Annotated in this window: 17 protein-coding genes and 1 riboswitch; of the genes, 12 read left to right on the top strand and 5 right to left on the bottom strand. The window is 51.8% G+C overall.

Annotation, left to right across the window (positions count from 1 at the left end):
• The first annotated feature begins 108 nt into the window (after positions 1-108).
• Both KU854_RS16270 and KU854_RS16265 read left to right on the top strand, forming a co-directional pair.
• Complete coding sequence (locus tag KU854_RS16270) at positions 109-1,509, top strand: peptide MFS transporter (protein WP_218359485.1); 1,401 nt, start codon at positions 109-111, stop codon at positions 1,507-1,509.
• A gap of 339 nt (positions 1,510-1,848) precedes the next feature.
• Positions 1,849-1,934: riboswitch (cyclic di-GMP riboswitch) on the top strand.
• 29 nt (positions 1,935-1,963) lie between these two features.
• Positions 1,964-4,633 (top strand): calcium-binding protein, encoded by a 2,670-nt coding sequence (locus KU854_RS16265; protein ID WP_218359484.1) that lies wholly within the window; start codon positions 1,964-1,966, stop codon positions 4,631-4,633.
• 121 nt (positions 4,634-4,754) lie between these two features.
• Here the strand turns inward: KU854_RS16265 and KU854_RS16260 are convergent, their stop codons facing one another.
• Positions 4,755-5,384, bottom strand: a complete 630-nt coding sequence (locus KU854_RS16260) for a response regulator (protein WP_218359483.1) — start codon at positions 5,382-5,384, stop codon at positions 4,755-4,757.
• A 19-nt stretch (positions 5,385-5,403) separates the two neighbouring features.
• Entirely contained in the window at positions 5,404-7,107 is a 1,704-nt protein-coding gene (gene narQ, locus KU854_RS16255) for a nitrate/nitrite two-component system sensor histidine kinase NarQ (RefSeq protein WP_218359482.1), read from the bottom strand.
• A gap of 272 nt (positions 7,108-7,379) precedes the next feature.
• On the opposite strand from narQ, the gene napF reads away from it, so the two are divergent.
• Genes napF through napC form a run of 7 tightly spaced genes read left to right on the top strand, consistent with a single transcriptional unit; the run spans position 7,380 to position 13,343 of the window.
• Complete coding sequence (gene napF, locus KU854_RS16250; RefSeq protein WP_218359481.1) at positions 7,380-7,865, top strand: ferredoxin-type protein NapF; 486 nt, start codon at positions 7,380-7,382, stop codon at positions 7,863-7,865.
• The gene (locus KU854_RS16245; RefSeq protein WP_218359480.1) at positions 7,858-8,133 is read left to right on the top strand and encodes a chaperone NapD; all 276 of its coding nucleotides are present in this window, start codon (positions 7,858-7,860) and stop codon (positions 8,131-8,133) included. The genes napF and KU854_RS16245 overlap by 8 nt, the downstream gene beginning before the upstream one ends.
• Complete coding sequence (napA, locus tag KU854_RS16240) at positions 8,130-10,616, top strand: nitrate reductase catalytic subunit NapA (RefSeq protein WP_218359479.1); 2,487 nt, start codon at positions 8,130-8,132, stop codon at positions 10,614-10,616. The genes KU854_RS16245 and napA overlap by 4 nt, the downstream gene beginning before the upstream one ends.
• 18 nt (positions 10,617-10,634) lie before the next feature.
• Positions 10,635-11,423 carry a ferredoxin-type protein NapG gene (gene napG, locus KU854_RS16235; protein WP_218359478.1) on the top strand — a complete coding sequence of 263 codons (789 nt, stop codon included), beginning with the start codon at positions 10,635-10,637 and terminating at the stop codon, positions 11,421-11,423.
• A complete protein-coding gene (gene napH / locus KU854_RS16230) occupies positions 11,423-12,283 on the top strand; it encodes a quinol dehydrogenase ferredoxin subunit NapH (RefSeq protein WP_218359477.1) in 861 nt (286 codons plus the stop codon). The genes napG and napH overlap by 1 nt, the downstream gene beginning before the upstream one ends.
• On the top strand, positions 12,273-12,737 hold the full coding sequence (locus KU854_RS16225) for a nitrate reductase cytochrome c-type subunit (RefSeq protein WP_054778306.1): 465 nt from the start codon (positions 12,273-12,275) through the stop codon (positions 12,735-12,737). Before napH ends, KU854_RS16225 begins: the two co-directional genes overlap by 11 nt.
• Before the next feature lie 9 nt (positions 12,738-12,746).
• A complete protein-coding gene (gene napC, locus KU854_RS16220) occupies positions 12,747-13,343 on the top strand; it encodes a cytochrome c-type protein NapC (RefSeq protein WP_218359476.1) in 597 nt (198 codons plus the stop codon).
• A 52-nt stretch (positions 13,344-13,395) separates the two neighbouring features.
• Here the strand turns inward: napC and KU854_RS16215 are convergent, their stop codons facing one another.
• Complete coding sequence (locus KU854_RS16215; RefSeq protein WP_218359475.1) at positions 13,396-13,716, bottom strand: HI1450 family dsDNA-mimic protein; 321 nt, start codon at positions 13,714-13,716, stop codon at positions 13,396-13,398.
• Positions 13,717-13,874: 158 nt separating this feature from the next.
• Between KU854_RS16215 and KU854_RS16210 the strand changes: the two genes are divergently transcribed.
• Both KU854_RS16210 and KU854_RS16205 read left to right on the top strand, forming a co-directional pair.
• Positions 13,875-14,663, top strand: coding sequence for a hypothetical protein (locus KU854_RS16210; protein WP_218359474.1), 789 nt, complete (start codon positions 13,875-13,877; stop codon positions 14,661-14,663).
• 353 nt (positions 14,664-15,016) lie between these two features.
• Entirely contained in the window at positions 15,017-16,333 is a 1,317-nt protein-coding gene (locus KU854_RS16205; RefSeq protein WP_218359473.1) for a YjiH family protein, read from the top strand.
• Positions 16,334-16,401: 68 nt separating this feature from the next.
• On the opposite strand, the gene KU854_RS16200 is transcribed toward KU854_RS16205, so the two are convergent.
• On the bottom strand, positions 16,402-16,749 hold the full coding sequence (locus KU854_RS16200; RefSeq protein WP_218359472.1) for a hypothetical protein: 348 nt from the start codon (positions 16,747-16,749) through the stop codon (positions 16,402-16,404).
• The gene (locus KU854_RS16195; RefSeq protein WP_218359471.1) at positions 16,746-17,003 is read right to left on the bottom strand and encodes a hypothetical protein; all 258 of its coding nucleotides are present in this window, start codon (positions 17,001-17,003) and stop codon (positions 16,746-16,748) included. The genes KU854_RS16200 and KU854_RS16195 overlap by 4 nt, the downstream gene beginning before the upstream one ends.
• 152 nt (positions 17,004-17,155) lie before the next feature.
• On the opposite strand from KU854_RS16195, the gene KU854_RS16190 reads away from it, so the two are divergent.
• Complete coding sequence (locus tag KU854_RS16190) at positions 17,156-17,752, top strand: PGAP1-like alpha/beta domain-containing protein (protein ID WP_218359470.1); 597 nt, start codon at positions 17,156-17,158, stop codon at positions 17,750-17,752.
• Positions 17,753-17,866 lie beyond the last annotated feature (114 nt).

The raw sequence follows: 17,866 nt of genomic DNA, 5'->3' as shown, positions 1-17,866 counted from the left end.
CGACATCGATCAAATTGGTGCAGTCTGTACCGCCTGTAGCGGCGTCTGAATGGGAATGGAGGACCAGCAAGTCCCGCATAGAACCTTCAGATAGGCGGTACAAACGAAATGAATGCAAACAAACAGTCGGAATGGCTGGGTCATCCTCGTGGATTGTTTCTGCTGTGTGGCACAGAGCTTTGGGAACGATTCTCCTTCTACGCAATGCGCGCCATTCTGGTGCTTTACCTCACTGATAAGACCATCAACGGCGGTCTGGGCTGGACGACCCAGGATGCGCTGAACCTCTACGGTATCTACACAGGTCTGGTTTACCTTACACCTGTACTCGGTGGTTGGCTGGCAGATAATTTCCTTGGACAGCGTCGTTCCATCATCATTGGTGGTGCATTGATGGCTATTGGCCAATTTACGCTGGCGCTGCCAAACAGTTTCATTAACCCTTATGAACTGCAAGCCTTCTACGTTGGTCTCGCCTTTCTGATCGTGGGTAACGGCCTCTTTAAGCCAAATATTTCTACCATGGTTGGTCAGCTGTATGGGGAAGGGGATAACCGTCGTGACGGCGCGTTCACCATCTTCTATATGGGTATCAACCTGGGTTCTCTGCTGGCAGGTATCATTGCCGGTACGGCATCTACCCATTACGGCTGGAAAGCAGGTTTCCTGTGTGCCGGTATCGGTATGCTGTTGTCACTGGTTATCCAGTTGGTTTTCGCCAACCGCTACCTGGGTAAGATCGGTGTTGCGCCGGCTGCAAAAGCAGCAATGGACGAATCTGGCAGCAACAAGAAACAGCCACTGACAAAAGTAGAACGCGATCGCCTGAAAGTGATCGTGGTGATGAGCATGTTTGTGATCATCTTCTGGGCAGGGTTCGAGCAGGCAGGCGGCCTGATGAACATCTACTCACAGGAATACACCAACCGCATGATCGGCAGTTTTGAAGTGCCTGCGGCATGGTTCCAGTCACTGAACCCTGCATTCATCATTATCTTTGCACCACTGCTGGCTGTACTTTGGCGCCGTATGGGCTCGAGCGAGCCAAGCTCACCAATCAAATTCGCGATGGCGATGGGCTTCCTGGCACTGGGCTTCGTGTGCATGGTCGGTGCAGCGATGCAGCAGGGCGGCGATATGTCCGTGAAGGCATCCATGTGGTGGCTGGTTGGCGCATACTTCTTCCATACTTTGGGTGAACTGTGTTTATCACCGATCGGTCTTTCGCTGATCACCAAACTGGCTCCGCTTCGTCTTATGTCAGTCATGATGGGTACCTGGTTCTGTGCCAACGCAGTTGCTAACTATGTTGCCGGTCTGGTCGGTAGCCATGTGGGTGATGCAGGTCCTCTGGCTATCTTCGGTGGTATCGCTGTCACTGCGGGTATTGCTGGTCTGTTGCTGGTGCTTTGCTCAAGCAAACTCGTCGACTGGATGCATGGTGCGGAAGGCGTCAGCAAACAGAACTCTGACGCAAACCTGACAGAGAAACCGGTCACTGCAGCCTAAACTGTAGACAATCAATAACGCTAAACCGCTTGGAGATCCGAGCGGTTTTGGCGTGTCTAGACCATGCCCAGTAAATTGTCACTTGTGTGGCAGTTTTTAACACCTTATTCACGCAAAAGTACGATTCTCTCTCCCCGTCCTTAGTGTTATGTCTTAACTCTTAATTCATACACGCCCTGATTCATGCTCATCTAGCGTCTTATATTCCCATTATTTGCTTTCTGAACGCTTGCTGCGGCGGATCTGTTCAGCCAACCTGATTGCTCAAAAGTACTCGTTTCAGCGGCTCTTTGACTTGGTCTGGGCAATGAGGCGAGCTTTGACAGTGACTAAATTTTTTTGAGCGAAAGCCAAACCAACCGCAAGGTTGGGACGGAAAGTCCAGGGTCTCCAGTTTCACAGTAGGAGATAGCCGGTCTGCCTCTTCTTCGGTTAGCAATAAGAGGATCATTGAATGTCTAACTTATACGGTACGTCAGGCGGCGAAACGCTGAACGGCACGCTGGATGATGATTATATTGAAGGGCGTGATGGCGACGACGTGATTTATGGGGACGTCGATGGCTCGTCGGGCAACAATTACCTGGGCGCGGTGTTCGTCATGGGCGTTGACTTTACGGCCAGCAGCGGCGATTTCCACACCTTCTGTTTTCCTCCTACCCTAAACTTTGCTGGCTCTACCACAGACGTTACGTTCAATGATGATGATGGCCAGTTCAACGGCGATGATATCTGCAATGAATACTCTGATGATGCGACACAAACCGTAGAGCTGGGTGGCCAAACCTATGATGCCAATGTTGATTATCAGCTCCAGTACACAGACACCAGCGGGAATGTTTACACATTCGCTGTGGTGGATATTGATGCCGACTACAACGGCAACCACTACAACAACCTTGGCGAAAACGGCAAGATCCTGATCCAGATTGGTGGCCCGGAAATTGCCGCTTCTACCCAGCTTTCCTTGGTTGCTGACTCATTCCAAAACATCAGTAGCTTGGATTACTCTTCATTCACCGAGCAGGGCACCACAGATCCTTCCATCGGCGGTGATGATGACATCACCGCCGGTAACGGTGATGATGTAGTGCATGGTAACGGCGGTAACGACTACATTGAAGGCGACAATGGCCGCGATGAACTGTACGGCGATGACGGTGATGACATCATCTACGGTAACACGGCTTCACCTAACTATGGTGCCAATCCGACCGTTAAAGCTTTCCTGTTGAACGACAGCTTTACCACGCCATACGGCGGTGAGTTCCATACCTCCTGTTTCCCGCCCAAACTGGCGTTTGATGGCAGCTGCGTGGAAGTGACGTTTAATGACGATGATGGCGCACTGAATGGCGATGATATCTGTAATGAATACTCAGACGATGCCAACCAGACTGTCACCATCAATGGTCAAACCTATTCCGCCAACGTGGATTACACCCTCACGTATTGCGATTCTCAGGGCAATTACTACAAGTTTGCCATCATTGATGTTGATCTGGATGGCAACGGCCACTACTACAATAACCTGACTGAAAACGGCAATCTGTTGATCCAACTTGAAGGCCCAGAAATTACGCCAGATACCCAGCTTTCACTGGTTTCCAACTCGTTCCAGAATCTCAGCCAGATCGACTACAGCACCATTTCTGAAGATGTGGTCGAGTTCACCAACGATGAAGACTACATCGACGGCGGTAAGGGTAACGACACCATTTACGGCCAGTGGGGCGATGATACGCTGCTGGGCGGCGAGGGTGATGATGTGATCTGGGGTGGTCAGATTACCCGCCAGAAAGTGGAAGGTGAGCCCACCACTACTGTGTTTGTGCTGGGTGATGATTTCACCACACCACAAGGCGGCGAATTCCATACCTCCTGTTTCCCACCATCACTGGCATTTGACGGCAACAGCACCGAAGTGACATTCCAGGATGACGATGGCCTGCTCAACGGCGATGATATCTGCAATGAATACTCGGATGATTCGTCGCAAACCGTCACCTACAACGGCCAGACCTATCCGGTGAATGTGGATTACACGCTGATCTACTGTGATGCGCAGGGTAACTACTACAAGTTCGCCATCCTCGACCTGGATATGGACGGTACGGGGAACCACTACAACAACGTGGGTGAAAACGGCAAACTGCTGATCCAACTGGAAGGGCCCGAAATCACAGCGGGTACCCAATTGTCACTGGTGGCGAATTCTTACCAGAACCTGTCTTCGCTGAACTACGACGATTTCACTAACACCACCGAAGAGATCATTGTCAGCGACAAAGACATTATCCACGGTAACGAAGGTAATGACACCGTGTACGGTGGCGATGATGATGACCACATCTACGGCGATGAAGGGGACGATATCCTTTACGGCCAGAAAGGTGATGACATCATTGAAGGTGGCGACGGCAACGACAAACTGTATGGCGGTACCGGCAAAGATACCCTCCTAGGCGGTGCTGGCGATGACTATCTGGACGGTGGTACCGGCAGTGACGTGCGTATTGACGGTGGCACTGGCGTCGATGAATACCGCGGCAGTGCGGGTCAGGATGTCTTTATCTTCGATGAGAACGACTTCGTTGGCCTGACAGAAACCGTCAACGGCCAGACTCGCAACAAGTTCATGTACAACGCCGATAACGGCTTTGACCAGACGATTGTTGAAGGCGATGCGACCGTCGATTTCACTGGTGATCGTTACCAGTCTGATTCCAGCGTAACCGGTAATGTCATGTCGAATATCGAAGCAGTGCTGGGCGATGAAGGCGATCAGGATGTCTACATCAACCCGAACGAAGTGTTCCGTCAGGGTGACGAGCCTTTCGGCGAAGACTTCAACGGTGCAGCGCCAGATTGGCATGGCTTTGTCGCCCACCTTGGCGCCGGTGATGACAGCTTCAATCTGGAAGGTTCACCTTGGAGTTTTGATGCAGGTGGCACGGTAAATGCGCCACTGTCTGCGGAAATGATCAGCATTCTCGGCCTGAGCAATGCACAGGTTGGTGAATTGAATGCTTATGTCTTCCAGCATGATACCAACGCTGACTGGACCATCACCATCTGGACAGATGCAGAGTCTGTTACCCTGAACGGGACGGACATCATCTAATTATTTGCGGTGATACAAAAAGGCGGCTTGCTGATGCAAGCCGCCTTTTTCTTCTATATCTTTTTCTGCTCTTTCTGCTCTTTCTGCTTTCTCTGCTTTCTCTGCTTTTTACGGCGGCAATTTAGCCGTTTGGCTCATGCTCAAGGTAGAGCACGGTAGCGGCAACACGGGATTCGACCCCGAGTTTTTTCAGCAGGTTTTTTAGGTGTACCTTTACCGTTGCTTCTGAAATATAGAGAGATTCAGCAATCTGGCGGTTGCGCAGCCCTTTGGCGACTTGCTGCAGGATCTGACGTTCACGTTCGGTAAGCACACTCAAGGGTGACGCCTGATCGCGGCTTTGCTCCAGATAGGCGCGAACCTGCTCGCTGTAAGCTTTCTGGCCTGTCATGGCCAGTTTTAGCTGTTCGACCAATTCTTCGGGCTCACTGTCTTTCAGCAGGTAACCGTCAGCACCGGCCTGTACAATAGCGTGGATATCGTTCGGGCTGTCAGATACCGTCAGGATCACAATCACAGAGGTGCAGCCTTCATTTCTCAGAGCGCGCAGGGTGTCCAGTCCCGACAATCCCTTCATATTCAAATCTAGGATGATCAAATCCGGTTCATGACGTGCCACTTCAGCAATGGCATCCGCGCCACTGCTGGCTTCATTTACCGCAGCAAATTCAGGTTCAAACTTTAGCAGTTGTGACAATCCTTTACGCATCAGCGGATGGTCATCGACCAGCAATACAGTCCAGGTGGTCATACAGGGGTTTGCTCCAAATTCAGTTGAGGTCAAAGGTCAGCCTGACCTGACACCCCTCGGAAGGGGCGGTAATGATCTTCAGCTCGCCTCCGAGCATAGCAGATCGCTCCTGCATAATGTTGAGGCCGTAGTGGTCTGGCTTTTCCTCTTGCAGGGAGAAACCGACACCGTCGTCAACAATCGCAATGCTGGCCTGGTGGTTGTGCTGAATACAACTCACGGTGATCTGGTTTGCATGGGCATGCTTGATGGCATTGGCACACGCTTCCCGGATGATTTGCAGGATATGCATCTGGCGCTGCGCATCGATAGACAGGGTATCTAGCGATGACACCATGCGGATTTCTGCCTCTGTTTGGCTTTGCAGGGCGTCGAGCATTTCCTGAAGCGCGAGGCCAAAATCGGCATGGGTGAGCGACAATCGGAAGGCATTCAACAGCTCGCGCAACTGGTCGTATGCGATGCGTAGCTGGTCACTGATCTCTTCGGCGATCTCATTGGCATCCGGCGCATCGAGCTGCTTCAGATGGCGCTTCAAGAGGCTGGTCTGGATTTTCAGGTATGAAAGCGACTGAGCAATGGAATCATGCAATTCACGGGCAAGCGTCGCGCGTTCTTCCATTACAGCAAGGTGCATCGCCTGTTTCTGCGCATGGTTGTAATACACACCACGGGCGAGGATAGCCGCGAGGTTAGTCAGTAACACACTGTCAGTAGTATCTTCGTCGCCTTGCCATTTCAATGTGCCGAGCGATTCGCCGTCCAGCATAAGCGGCAGGGTATGCCATGGCGCTTTGGTAGGCTCGCCTGCGGTGATTTCCCAGTCTGACTGGTTGGGGTTATGGGCGGATAAAGACAGGGCATCCACACCATCCATATTCAGGGTAATGTCGAGGATCTTTTCAAAGCGCTCACGGGTCAGGAAGGTGGATGACAGCAGTGTTGAGCAGTCATAGAGCAAATTGAGCGAACGGTTTGCCTTGGTCAGCTTCTGCGTTTCAGATTCAATTTTCTGTTCAAGGTTGGAATAGAGCTCTTCCAGTTCACTCGCCATGATGGCGAAGCTGTTGGAGAGTACACCCAGTTCATTGCTGCGGCTGGGTGGCAGTTCGATATGAAAATCCCGGTTCTGGATCCGCTGGCTGGCAGTGACCAGCAAGTTGAGCGGATTCACGATCCGGCGCTGAGTATAGTGAAGTAAAAACAGCACCAGCGCGAGGATAAGGCCAAGGCTCAGGCTTCCCACCAAGGCCAGCACCTGCAGTTTGTTTTCAGAAAACTCTTGAAGCGCATACACAAAACGGTCGATATCATTCACGAACAGGGCGACTTGTTCGACATAAAATCCGCGATCTTCGCTTTCCAGTTCAGGGCGCAGTACCACCCAGCGCTCAAGCAGGCTGTGATAGCGTTCTCGGATTTCACGGGGGACGGCAAAGTTATCGAGGATTTGCAACTCCGGAGATGTGAGCGATTGTTCAAAGCTGACGATGTGGTTTTGGTAACGGGGCGAGTCCAGAACAATGTCGTAAGCAATGCGGTAACTTTGCATCCGCAAAGAGCCTGCCGTGTTGATAGCCGCGGCATCATTCAAACTGGATGCAAGGGTAAACAAGGCAAAGCCGGTAATGATCACGGCGAGCGAAAGAATACCGATCAACGACCGCGCAACGATGGTGATAACGGAGTGTCTGACGGTGATGTTATGGGTAGGCGCTGTCATGCTTAAGTGATTCCGTTTCCTTCTGCGCTGAGCGGGGAGCATTGATGCATATTTGGCCTTTTGCCGCAATGGCTTGGCGATCAAAGTCGAATGAGTATAAACCCATAATGTGACCCAAAGCGGTGATGGAAATTGATCTGGCGCAATAACACCCCCCAATTACCCCCTTCGAGGTATATCTACCCCCAACGCTTCTTCCTAATGTGATCCTATGAACTTGTAAATGCCCACTGCGTTAACACCGCAAAAGGCAAAGAGATGTTGGGTTTGCAATGGTTGATACACGCCGCCGTTTTTTTCTTCGAAGCGCCGCCAAAGAAAGGGTGCAACCTATGCCCTGGATTGCGGGCTGGCAGCAATTCACCTCGGGTTGTACCCGCTGTGGTGACTGCGTCCGAGCGTGCGAAGAAAAGATCATCGCTGTCGGCGATGGTGGTTTCCCAACGGTTGATTTCACCAAAGGTGAATGCACGTTTTGCTATGCCTGTGCTGAAAGCTGCCCAGAAGGTTTGTTTCAGCCTGAAACCTCAACGCCCTGGCAGCAACACGTTGCCATTGGTGATGCGTGTTTGGCGAAAAAAGGCGTCGAATGCCGCAGCTGCAGCGATGCCTGCGAAATGGGAGCGATCAAGTTCCAACTGCAACTGGGCAAGGTCGCACAGCCTGTTATCACTGTTTCTGACTGTACCGGGTGCGGCGCATGTGTGTCGCCATGTCCGGTCAATGCAATTGCCATAGAGAGAATTGGCCATGAATGAATATCACGTCAGCAGCCTTGTCGTTCACACGGCGGCTGACCAAACCAATATTGTCCGCGCGGCCATTGAACTGATGCCGGGCGCTGAAGTGCCAGCATCCAGCGAGGCAGGAAAGCTGGTGGTCGTTATTGAAGGCTCCAGCCGTGGCGGACTGTTAGACATTTTCGAACAAATTAAAGCGTTGCCGGGGGTTTTGGCTGCAACGCTGGTATTTCATCAGGTCGAGAACGAAGAGCCTGAGCATCATATGGAAGGAGAGGGGCAATGAACCTGACACGTCGTAAATTTCTCAAAGCGAATGCAGCTGCAGCCGCCGCGAGTGCCGCAGGCATTACTTTGCCAGCGTCAATCGCCCACGCTGCAGGCAGTGATGAGAAAGTAAAATGGGATAAAGCACCATGCCGCTTCTGTGGTACGGGTTGTGGCATCCTTGTTGGTACGCAAAATGGCCGTGTGGTGGCATCTCAGGGTGACCCTGATGCGCCGGTAAACCGCGGCCTGAACTGTATCAAAGGCTATTTCCTGCCGAAAATCATGTACGGTAAAGACCGCCTGACTCAGCCTCTGCTGCGTAAAACCAACGGTGTTTACGACAAGAACGGTGAGTTCACCCCGGTAAGCTGGGATGAAGCGCTGGATCTGATGGCAGAGAAATTCACTACCGCTATTCAAACCAACGGGCCGACTACGGTGGGTATGTTTGGCTCTGGCCAGTGGACAGTGTGGGAAGGTTACGCGGCTGCCAAACTGATGAAGGCAGGCCTGTTGACCAACAACATCGACCCGAACGCGCGCCACTGTATGGCGTCTGCGGTTGTGGGTTTCATGCGTACATTCGGTATGGATGAGCCAATGGGTTGTTACGATGACCTCGAGAAAGCCGACGCGTTCGTGCTGTGGGGCTCGAACATGGCTGAGATGCACCCAATCCTGTGGTCGCGCCTTGCTGACCGTCGCTTGTCTGCACCGCATGTTAAAGTTGCCGTTCTATCAACCTTTGAACACCGCAGTTTCGAACTGGCTGACAACGGCATTATCTTCACGCCGCAAACCGACCTGGCGATCCTGAACTTCATCGCCAACTACATCATCCAAAACAATAAAGTAAACAAAGACTTTATTGCCAAGCATGTGAACTTCCGCAAAGGGGTGACCGATATCGGTTACGGCCTGCGTCCTACGCATCCTCTGGAAAAAGCAGCGAAAAATGCCGGTAGCGGCAATTCCGATCCGATTGATTTCGACAGCTTTGCCACGTTCGTTGCGGATTATGATGTTGAGTCTGTGTCCAAGCTTTCCGGCGTACCGGAAGACCAGCTGATCGCACTGGCGGAACTGTATGCCGATCCGAACGTGAACGTGGTGTCTTACTGGACCATGGGCTTCAACCAACACACCCGTGGTGTGTGGGCGAATAACCTGGTTTACAACATTCACCTGTTGACCGGAAAAATCTCCAAGCCAGGTTGTGGCCCATTCTCCCTGACGGGTCAGCCATCAGCCTGTGGTACTGCACGTGAAGTGGGTACGTTTGCGCACCGTCTGCCAGCAGACATGGTGGTAAACAACCCTAAACACCGCGCAATGGCAGAGAAAATCTGGAAACTCCCAGAAGGCACCATTCCGCCAAAACCGGGTTACCACGCCGTGCTGCAAGACCGCATGCTCAAAGACGGCAAACTGAACGTCTACTGGGTAATGTGTAACAACAACATGCAGGCTGGCCCGAACATCAATGAAGAGCGTCTGCCGGGTTACCGCGATCCACGCAACTTCGTTATCTGCTCTGACCCGTACCCAACTGTCACTGCGATGGCTGCTGACCTGATCCTGCCGACTGCAATGTGGGTGGAAAAAGAGGGTGCATACGGAAACGCTGAGCGCCGTACCCAGTTCTGGTACCAGCAAGTGAAAGCGCCGGGCGAAGCGAAATCTGACCTGTGGCAGTTGGTTGAACTGTCCAAGCGCATCAAGGTCGCTGATGTATGGCCGGCTGAACTGGTTGCCAAGCAACCGGAAGTGGCAGACAAGACCCTGTTCGACATTCTGTATGCGAACGGTCAGGTTAACCAGTACAGCCTTGATGAAGTGCCGGAAGATCGCCTGAATGACGATGCACGCGCAGCAGGCTTCTACATCCAGAAAGGCCTGTTCGAAGAGTATGCCTCGTTTGGCCGCGGTAAAGCGCACGATCTGGCACCGTTCGAAATGTACCACCAGGCGCGTGGTCTTCGCTGGCCGGTTGTCGATGGTAAAGAAACCCTTTGGCGTTACGCAGAAGGTCACGACCCATACGTTAACGCGGGCGAAGGTTTTGCCTTCTACGGTAAACCGGACAAGAAAGCGGTGATTTTTGCTCTGCCTTACGAGCCCGCAGCAGAATCCCCGGATGAAGACTTTGACCTTTGGCTCTCCACCGGCCGTGTGCTTGAACACTGGCACACCGGCACCATGACCCGCCGTGTCCCTGAGCTGTACAAAGCATTTCCGGATGCTGTGGTGTTTATGCACCCACTGGATGCGAAGAAGCGTGGCCTGCGCCGTGGTGATGCCGTGAAAGTGATGTCCCGCCGTGGCGAGGTGATCTCTCACGTTGAAACCCGTGGCCGCAACCGCGTACCACAAGGGTTGGTCTTCATGCCGTTCTTTGACGCCGGTCAGCTGGTGAACAAGCTGACCCTGGATGCAACCGATCCGCTGTCAAAAGAGACCGACTACAAGAAGTGTGCGGTCAAGGTCATGAAGGCGTAACGGGTAGGCAGTCCGCAAATGACGAATAGCAGTAACAAGCAGACAAACTCGCCGGAGCGCAATGTGCCAACCAGCAACAGCCGACGCCGTTTCCTTCGGGATGCGGCAAGGACGGCGGCTGGTGCGGGCATTGCAGTGACCGTGTTGGGCTTGCAATCCAAACAGAGCCAGGCCAATTCGGGGGTGCCAATTCGTCCACCGGGCGCGTTGGATGAGCCTGAGTTTCTGAATGCTTGTATCCGCTGTGGTTTGTGTGTGCGTGACTGCCCTTATGACACATTGAAACTGGCCACCTTACTGTCTCCAGTTGCGGCAGGAACGCCTTACTTTGACGCGAGAGCCGTGCCCTGTGAGATGTGTGAGGACATTCCCTGCGTGAAAGCGTGCCCATCCGGTGCGCTGGATCCGGCATTGACTGACATTACCCAGGCAAAAATGGGAACAGCAGTGCTTATCGATCATGAAAACTGCCTCAACTGGCAAGGGCTTCGCTGTGACGTCTGTTACCGCGTCTGCCCCATGATTGATGAAGCCATCACGCTGGAACCTATGCATAACCGACGCACCGGCGTACATGCCAAGCTGATCCCGATGGTCAACGCGGATAAATGCACCGGCTGTGGGCTGTGTGAACATGCCTGTGTGCTGGATGAAACCGCCATTAAAGTGGTGCCAACTGAACTTGCCCGCGGGCAACTTGGCAAGCACTACCGTCTAGGTTGGGAAGAACAGGAAGCCAATAACGGCGAAGCCTTGGTTCCTCGCAATCTCACACTTCCTGCCCGTAAACCGGGGGAGGGATTGTAATGGCGAAGCATCTGGCGAAAGACGCAGGCAAAGCCGCGGTTGCCCAACTGGGTTGGTGGAAAGCACACCGCTTTCTCATTTTGCGCCGGTTGACTCAGCTTTCCGTATTGCTGGCGTTTTGGTCGGGCCCGTTTTGGGATGTATGGCTGTTTAAAGGCAACCTCTCCGGCAGTGTGCTGTTTGATGTGGTGCCTTTCACTGACCCACTGATTGCTGCGCAAACACTGGCGAGCGGTCACTGGCTTCAGCCTTCAGCCCTGATTGGTCTGGCGGTGGTGGTTGGCTTATATGCACTGATTGCCCCGCGCGCGTTTTGCAGCTGGGTCTGCCCGATGAACATGGTCACCGATTTGGCTGCCTGGCTTCGACGCAAACTTGGCATGAAAGTTAGCTTCAACTGGAACAATTCACTGCGGTACTGGCTACTTGCGGCAATTGTGGTTGGCAGTGCACTTTCCGGCACCTTGGTGTGGACATGGCTTGATCCGGTAAACACCTTACAGCGCGGCCTTATCTTCGGATTTGGCGCGGGTATCTGGCTGGTGGTCTGTGTGTTTGTGATGGATTTGGTGTTGGTTGAGCATGGCTGGTGTGGACATTTATGCCCACTGGGCGCGGCTTACGGCCTGATTGGTTCAAAAAGCCTAATCCGCATAAAAGCGGTGAAGCGCGAAGCCTGCACCAAATGTATGGACTGTTTCAATGTGTGCCCCGAGCCACAAGTATTGCGTCAGCCGTTAAAGGCGGGTGACAGAAGGGTTTTGGACAAGGACTGCATCAGCTGTGGTCGTTGTATCGATGTATGTGCCGAACAGGTTTTGGAATTCAGGACAAGAATTGGAGCCGAAAATGAAGAGTAGAAAAGCGGTTTCTCTATTGCTCGCGCTAATGCTGGGCAGCGCTGCCGCCATTGCAGCAACAGTGACAGAAGAAACAATTGTAGAAGTGGAATCACTGCGTGGTGGCACCGAAATCGGTGATACCAATGATGCACCAACCATCAAAAATGTACCGAAGAATCAGGATAAATTCAGCCTGAACTATGTTAACCAGCCGCCGATGATCCCGCATTCGGTTGATGGTTATCAGGTAAACCAGTCAAACAATGCGTGTCTGCAATGTCATGACGTGGACGTTTACCGCAAAACCGGTGCGCCCCGCGTCAGCCCGACACACTTTATGGATCGCGATGGCAAAGTGCTGACAGAGGTTTCTCCGCGTCGTTATTTCTGCCTGCAATGCCATGTGCCGCAAGCACAGGCAGAAGTACTGATTGAAAATGACTTCACACCGGCCGGTAAGTTTGGTCAGTAGGAGGCGATGATGAAATTACCAGGATTCATCACCAAGCTCTGGACATGGTTCAAAACGCCAAGTGGTTTGGCAATAGGTGCGGTGCTGACCATCGGCTTTATCGCGGGGATCATTTTCTGGGGCGGTTTCAACACCGGCATGGAGATGACCAACCGCGAAGAGTTCTGTATCGGTTGCCATGAAATGCGTGAAAACGTGTATCAGGAATATGTGGGCACCATTCACTACACCAACCGCAGTGGCGTAAGGGCAACCTGTCCGGACTGTCACGTGCCGAAGGAGTGGGGGCCTAAGATGATCCGTAAAATTCAGGCGAGTAAAGAGCTTTACGCCAAAGCCTTTGGCAAAGTGGATACTGCGCAGAAGTTTGAAGATCACCGTCTGGAAATGGCAACCCGTGAATGGAATCGTATGAAGGCTAACGATTCACAGGAATGCCGTAACTGCCACAACTTTGAATACATGGACTTCAGTGTGCAGAAATCTGTGGCGGCCAATGTTCACGATAAGGCAGAAGAAGCCGGGCAGACTTGTATCGACTGTCATAAGGGGATTGCGCACCAGCTTCCGCGTGACTACGACGCATCAAAAGAATATCACTTCTAAAAACAGAAAAGGCCAGCAAAATTGCTGGCCTTTTCATCATTGAAACAATGGCTTAAGCTGCACGTTTCCAAAGAATGTGGCAGAACTTTTCGTCAGGAATTCGGCTGATCAGCATACGTGCCAGTACGTCTTCCAGCGCATCGCCCTGAGTCAGGCCAATCTGGACTTCCACAAAGCTGTCACGGTCTACATCAAAACCAACGTGACCTTCCCAATCTTCCGCTGCATCAACAGCCACGGCTGCGCCTTCTTCATCAAAGCGTGCCTGGTAGGCTTGCAAATCATCATATTCCAAGTTGTCTTCCGCCATTTCGAAGAAGATATCGAATGCGGTTTCTAGGGTTTCGTCGATTGAAAGTAGTGCGTTTTCCATCAGTGTTTCACCGGAATGATAAGATTTTCAGTATTAGACCACGCCAAGTGACTTTTCCCAATCCCAAGCGGCAACAATGGTGCATAAAACTGGTTGTAGCAGAGATGTGCCTTTAAAATGATGACATTGCACGACTTCCCTAAACATAAGGACTTTCTTTGTACCAGAACAAGCCCAGGGGCGGCCTGTTGCCAGAGTTGGACAACGAACAACCTTTTCAACCCACATTTGTTGAACCTATCGCCACCGCATTGCGCCAGTTGAAGGGCGTATTGGGCGATGTGCTGCACAGCGTCTATCTCTCAGGCGTGATTGCCCACCGGAAAGCAGGAGAGGTAGAAGACTTGCCGTTGACGCTGGTGACCACACGGGCACTCGCGGTGCAGGAGTTTTCAGCCCTCAATACGGTGAAATTCCGTATTGAGCAGTCCAGCGATGCGGTAAAAAGGGTACAGATTGATGTCGTACCGCTGAAAGATGCCACCAACCTCGCCAACATTTTCCGCTGGGGTTTTTTCATCAAACATTGCGCGGTCTGCCTTAGTGGCGACAACCTGGCACGCAGCTTCGGCCACTTCGAAGTGAGCTGGGAAGTGTCAAAAGCCATGAATGATGATCTGGCACCGAGGATGCGCGAATTGCGCCAGAAAATCGCGCTGGCTACCAAGTGGGGAACCCAGTTGGATGCCGCGCAGGATGCCGCGGAAAAGCTAATAAACGCCAGCTTCGGTCTGGTCGCGTACAAAGAGCAGAAATGGGCGCATGATCTGGTGTCGGCTTCTGAGGCCTTCCTTGCCCACTATCCGGATAAGTCACTGGAAATAGAGCGACTTTTTTACCTCGTCGAGAGAAAGCGGGTGAAAAAACGTGCGGTTGTTGACCTCATGGACAGCTTCGGTGCATGGATACTCTCCGAATATGCACGCATAGACCGAAAGATTGGATAATTATTCACTTATGTGAATCACAGAAGTCCGGTGAATAACGCCCCATAAATGGGGCGTTTTTTATATTGTCGACGTAATATATTTTACAATTATTTAACCGTTAATGAGTTAAAAACGAACAGATATCGATTGCAAAGTGGTCAATTAATCGACTTTGACGAAATTATTCAAAATAAATGACTATTTATTGTTTACATCAAAATACGCTTGATTTAATCTTGCGCTCAATTAGTCACATATTGTGAATATATATTTCGTCTTTAACCCCAGCGTTATCGCATTGCTCAGGAAGTCTTGCCATGCAGAAAACCGAACAACTTAACACTACGACATCATCAACACGGAATCTGTTGATGTTCTTAATCCCATCTTTGCTGGGTGTATTGCTGTTTATGACCCCTGTGGTGACCAACGGCGGTTTTACTATTCCTATCGCTGTGCTGGCGAAATCTCTGCTGGGTGCGCTGGGTGACAGTGCCACTGTGGTGGTGACAAGCATCATTATGATCAGCGCGGTGGGTTCTGTGATGGCACTGGCGACTAAGCCACGCTTTGTGACTGAATCAAAATTCCTGTCAGGTCTCTTTTTAGCTTCTCCAGTTTGGCTGACAGTGCGTTTATTGGGTGCAACCTTTGTCTTGATGGCATTCTTCGGTTTTGGTCCAGAGCACGTTACCGGCGGTGCAACCGGTGGCTTCGTACTGGCTGATCTGCTGCCGACACTGCTTTCTGTATTCGTATTTGCTGGCCTGTTCCTGCCATTGCTGACTAACTTCGGCCTGCTGGAACTGATCGGTACCTTTATGACCCGCATTATGCGTCCACTGTTTGGTCTGCCAGGCCGTTCCGCGGTTGACTGTGCAAGCTCATGGCTGGGTGACGGTTCAGTGGCAATCCTGATGTCGAGCAAGCAATACGAGCAGGGCTACTACACCGAACGTGAAGCGGCTATCGTAGGTACAACCTTCTCTGTGGTTTCTATCAGCTTCAGTCTGGTGGTGATTGCGCAAGTTGGCCTTGAGCACATGTTCGTGCCTTTCTACCTGACCGTATGTCTGGCCGGCTTTGTTGCGGCGGTTGTGGTTCCGCGTCTTCCGCCACTTTGCTGGAAGAAAAACACCCTGGTTAACGGCGAAGAGAAAGTACTGGAAAGCGAAGCACTGCCAGAAGGCGAGACGCTGTTCTCTTACGGCGTAAAATCTGCCCTGAACCGTGCTTCTCACATCCGTTCACTGAGCGATGTGCTGAAAGAAGGCCTGGAAAACGCAGCAGACATGGTATTCGGCGTACTGCCAGTGGTAATGGCTATCGGTACAACGGCGCTGATCGTCGCTGAATACACACCAATCTTCACCATTCTGGGCATGCCATTCGTTCCACTGCTGGAACTGCTGCACGTCCCTGAAGCGGTAGCAGCATCTGAAACCATGCTGGTGGGCATTGCGGACATGTTCATCCCAGCGGTACTGGCGGCGAACATCGACAACGAGATGACCCGTTTTGTAGTAGCAACTTTGTCTGTTACCCAGCTGATTTACATGTCTGAAGTAGGTGCTCTGCTGCTGGGTTCTAAAATCCCAGTGAAACTGTGGGAACTGGCGCTGATCTTCCTGCTGCGTACTCTGGTCACGCTGCCAGTTATCGCGGGCGTTGCTCACCTGATTTTCTAATCAGGACGAAAGAACCAAACAGAAAGAGCGGCTTAAAAAGCCGCTCTTTTTTATTGTCCGAATGCGGGTTAGTTGCTTACGGCCTGTTTGACCTCTTCTTCCATTTCAGCTTTGTCTTCAGCCAGCTGCTCTTGGGCATCCTTCGCCTGTTCTTCAGTCAGGTTGGTGACATCCGCTTGCTCACTCGCCATCGCTTCCTTGGCGTTTTTATTCATCTCTTCGAGGTTTTCTTCCGCGACAACAATCATCTCCTCTACGTCCGCTTTGACTTCGGCCGCCAGATCTTTGGCCTGTTCAACGGTTTGCGTGGTTACCTGCTCCGCTTGTTGGCTGATAGAGCCTTCAGTGGAGGCATAAGCTGAAAATGCGAGCATGGAGCAAAAAGAGGCAACAGCAACTGAACGATAGTTTTTCATTGATTTTCTCCTGAATAATCAGCCTTGATGTAGGGGGCTTCTGTGGAAGCGTCATCATCGAGTGCATCTGCATTTTGTTGGGCAACATCTAAATTTTTCGCCGTCTCGTCCTGAATGTCGGAGAGCGTGTTTTGGATCTGCTCAGTGCGCGCATCAAGCGCCTGTTGCTCAGGTGAATCTTCAACAGTCGCGGCGGCAGAGAAGGCCAGCAGGGAACAAAAATACGCAAAGACAAAAGGTGCTTTGAATTGCATTCATTTCTCCTTGGTATAGCGGCGACAGCAAATGCAATCGCCTCGATAAAAATACTTATCAAGAGCTTGTCTGCGGCGTCTCAATTTCAAAACTTGATGTTGGTTTATGATGGGAATAAAGCTTAAAGACCAAGAGGAAGGCTGGGTTACGTATGAAAATCATTCTATTGCACGGCTTGTACATGCACGGGATTGCGTTGATCCCACTCAGAAACCGACTGCAAGAGGCCGGGCATGACGTGCTGAATCTGTCATACAACACCGTCTTTCCGGATTTGGATACCCTGTTCGCGGAAATGGATGCCTTTATCGACGCACAGCCCACCGCAATAGTGGCGCACTCCATGGGTGGCGTGATCACCCGTGTATATCTGGAAGCAGGCAGCGAAATGTCACGCTTTGTAGAGCCAGTCATTACCCTTGGTACGCCGCACCAAGGCTCCGAAGTCGCCGCGTTTTTCCGCAAAATCGGGCTAGGGGAGTTAATGTTTCAGGACTCCTGCAAGTTCCTACTCCCGGAAAACGAGCCTAGCTGGCCGGATAACGTCACGCTTTACAGCCTCGCCGGAGACATGGCCATCGGCCCAGCTAGGGTACTGGTTAACAATGGCGAACCTTCCGATGGCACCGTGTTGATTGTTGAAACCAAGATCACCGGCATGGCCAGCCACGAAGTTTTCCCGCTAACCCATACCGGGATGATTTTGTCGCGCAGGATTGCAGACAGGATTATTGAGATATTGGGCTGATTGGAATGAAAAGTTGGGATGAAAAGGCGCGGAGGGTATGGGCTTTTGTCCTTCCCCTTGAAAATGGGAAGGGATCAAAAGCGGAGCATTTCGGTGAGTAATTAATCAGCCCGC

Source organism: Enterovibrio paralichthyis, assembly GCF_019209835.1.
GTDB lineage: Bacteria > Pseudomonadota > Gammaproteobacteria > Enterobacterales > Vibrionaceae > Enterovibrio > Enterovibrio paralichthyis.
This window is presented reverse-complemented; position numbering and strand designations above follow the sequence as displayed.

Excerpts from the sequence above, each read along its gene's own strand:
- napC (WP_218359476.1), top strand. The coding sequence starts at position 12,747 with ATGAAATTACCAGGATTCATCACCAAGCTCTGGACATGGTTCAAAACG.
- KU854_RS16205 (WP_218359473.1), top strand. The coding sequence starts at position 15,017 with ATGTTCTTAATCCCATCTTTGCTGGGTGTATTGCTGTTTATGACCCCT.
- KU854_RS16195 (WP_218359471.1), bottom strand. The coding sequence starts at position 17,003 with ATGCAATTCAAAGCACCTTTTGTCTTTGCGTATTTTTGTTCCCTGCTG.
- KU854_RS16190 (WP_218359470.1), top strand. The coding sequence starts at position 17,156 with ATGAAAATCATTCTATTGCACGGCTTGTACATGCACGGGATTGCGTTG.
- KU854_RS16260 (WP_218359483.1), bottom strand. The coding sequence starts at position 5,384 with ATGACCACCTGGACTGTATTGCTGGTCGATGACCATCCGCTGATGCGT.
- narQ (WP_218359482.1), bottom strand. The coding sequence starts at position 7,107 with ATGACAGCGCCTACCCATAACATCACCGTCAGACACTCCGTTATCACC.
- KU854_RS16265 (WP_218359484.1), top strand. The coding sequence starts at position 1,964 with ATGTCTAACTTATACGGTACGTCAGGCGGCGAAACGCTGAACGGCACG.
- napF (WP_218359481.1), top strand. The coding sequence starts at position 7,380 with ATGGTTGATACACGCCGCCGTTTTTTTCTTCGAAGCGCCGCCAAAGAA.
- napH (WP_218359477.1), top strand. The coding sequence starts at position 11,423 with ATGGCGAAGCATCTGGCGAAAGACGCAGGCAAAGCCGCGGTTGCCCAA.
- napA (WP_218359479.1), top strand. The coding sequence starts at position 8,130 with ATGAACCTGACACGTCGTAAATTTCTCAAAGCGAATGCAGCTGCAGCC.
- KU854_RS16270 (WP_218359485.1), top strand. The coding sequence starts at position 109 with ATGAATGCAAACAAACAGTCGGAATGGCTGGGTCATCCTCGTGGATTG.
- napG (WP_218359478.1), top strand. The coding sequence starts at position 10,635 with ATGACGAATAGCAGTAACAAGCAGACAAACTCGCCGGAGCGCAATGTG.
- KU854_RS16200 (WP_218359472.1), bottom strand. The coding sequence starts at position 16,749 with ATGAAAAACTATCGTTCAGTTGCTGTTGCCTCTTTTTGCTCCATGCTC.
- KU854_RS16225 (WP_054778306.1), top strand. The coding sequence starts at position 12,273 with ATGAAGAGTAGAAAAGCGGTTTCTCTATTGCTCGCGCTAATGCTGGGC.
- KU854_RS16245 (WP_218359480.1), top strand. The coding sequence starts at position 7,858 with ATGAATGAATATCACGTCAGCAGCCTTGTCGTTCACACGGCGGCTGAC.
- KU854_RS16215 (WP_218359475.1), bottom strand. The coding sequence starts at position 13,716 with ATGGAAAACGCACTACTTTCAATCGACGAAACCCTAGAAACCGCATTC.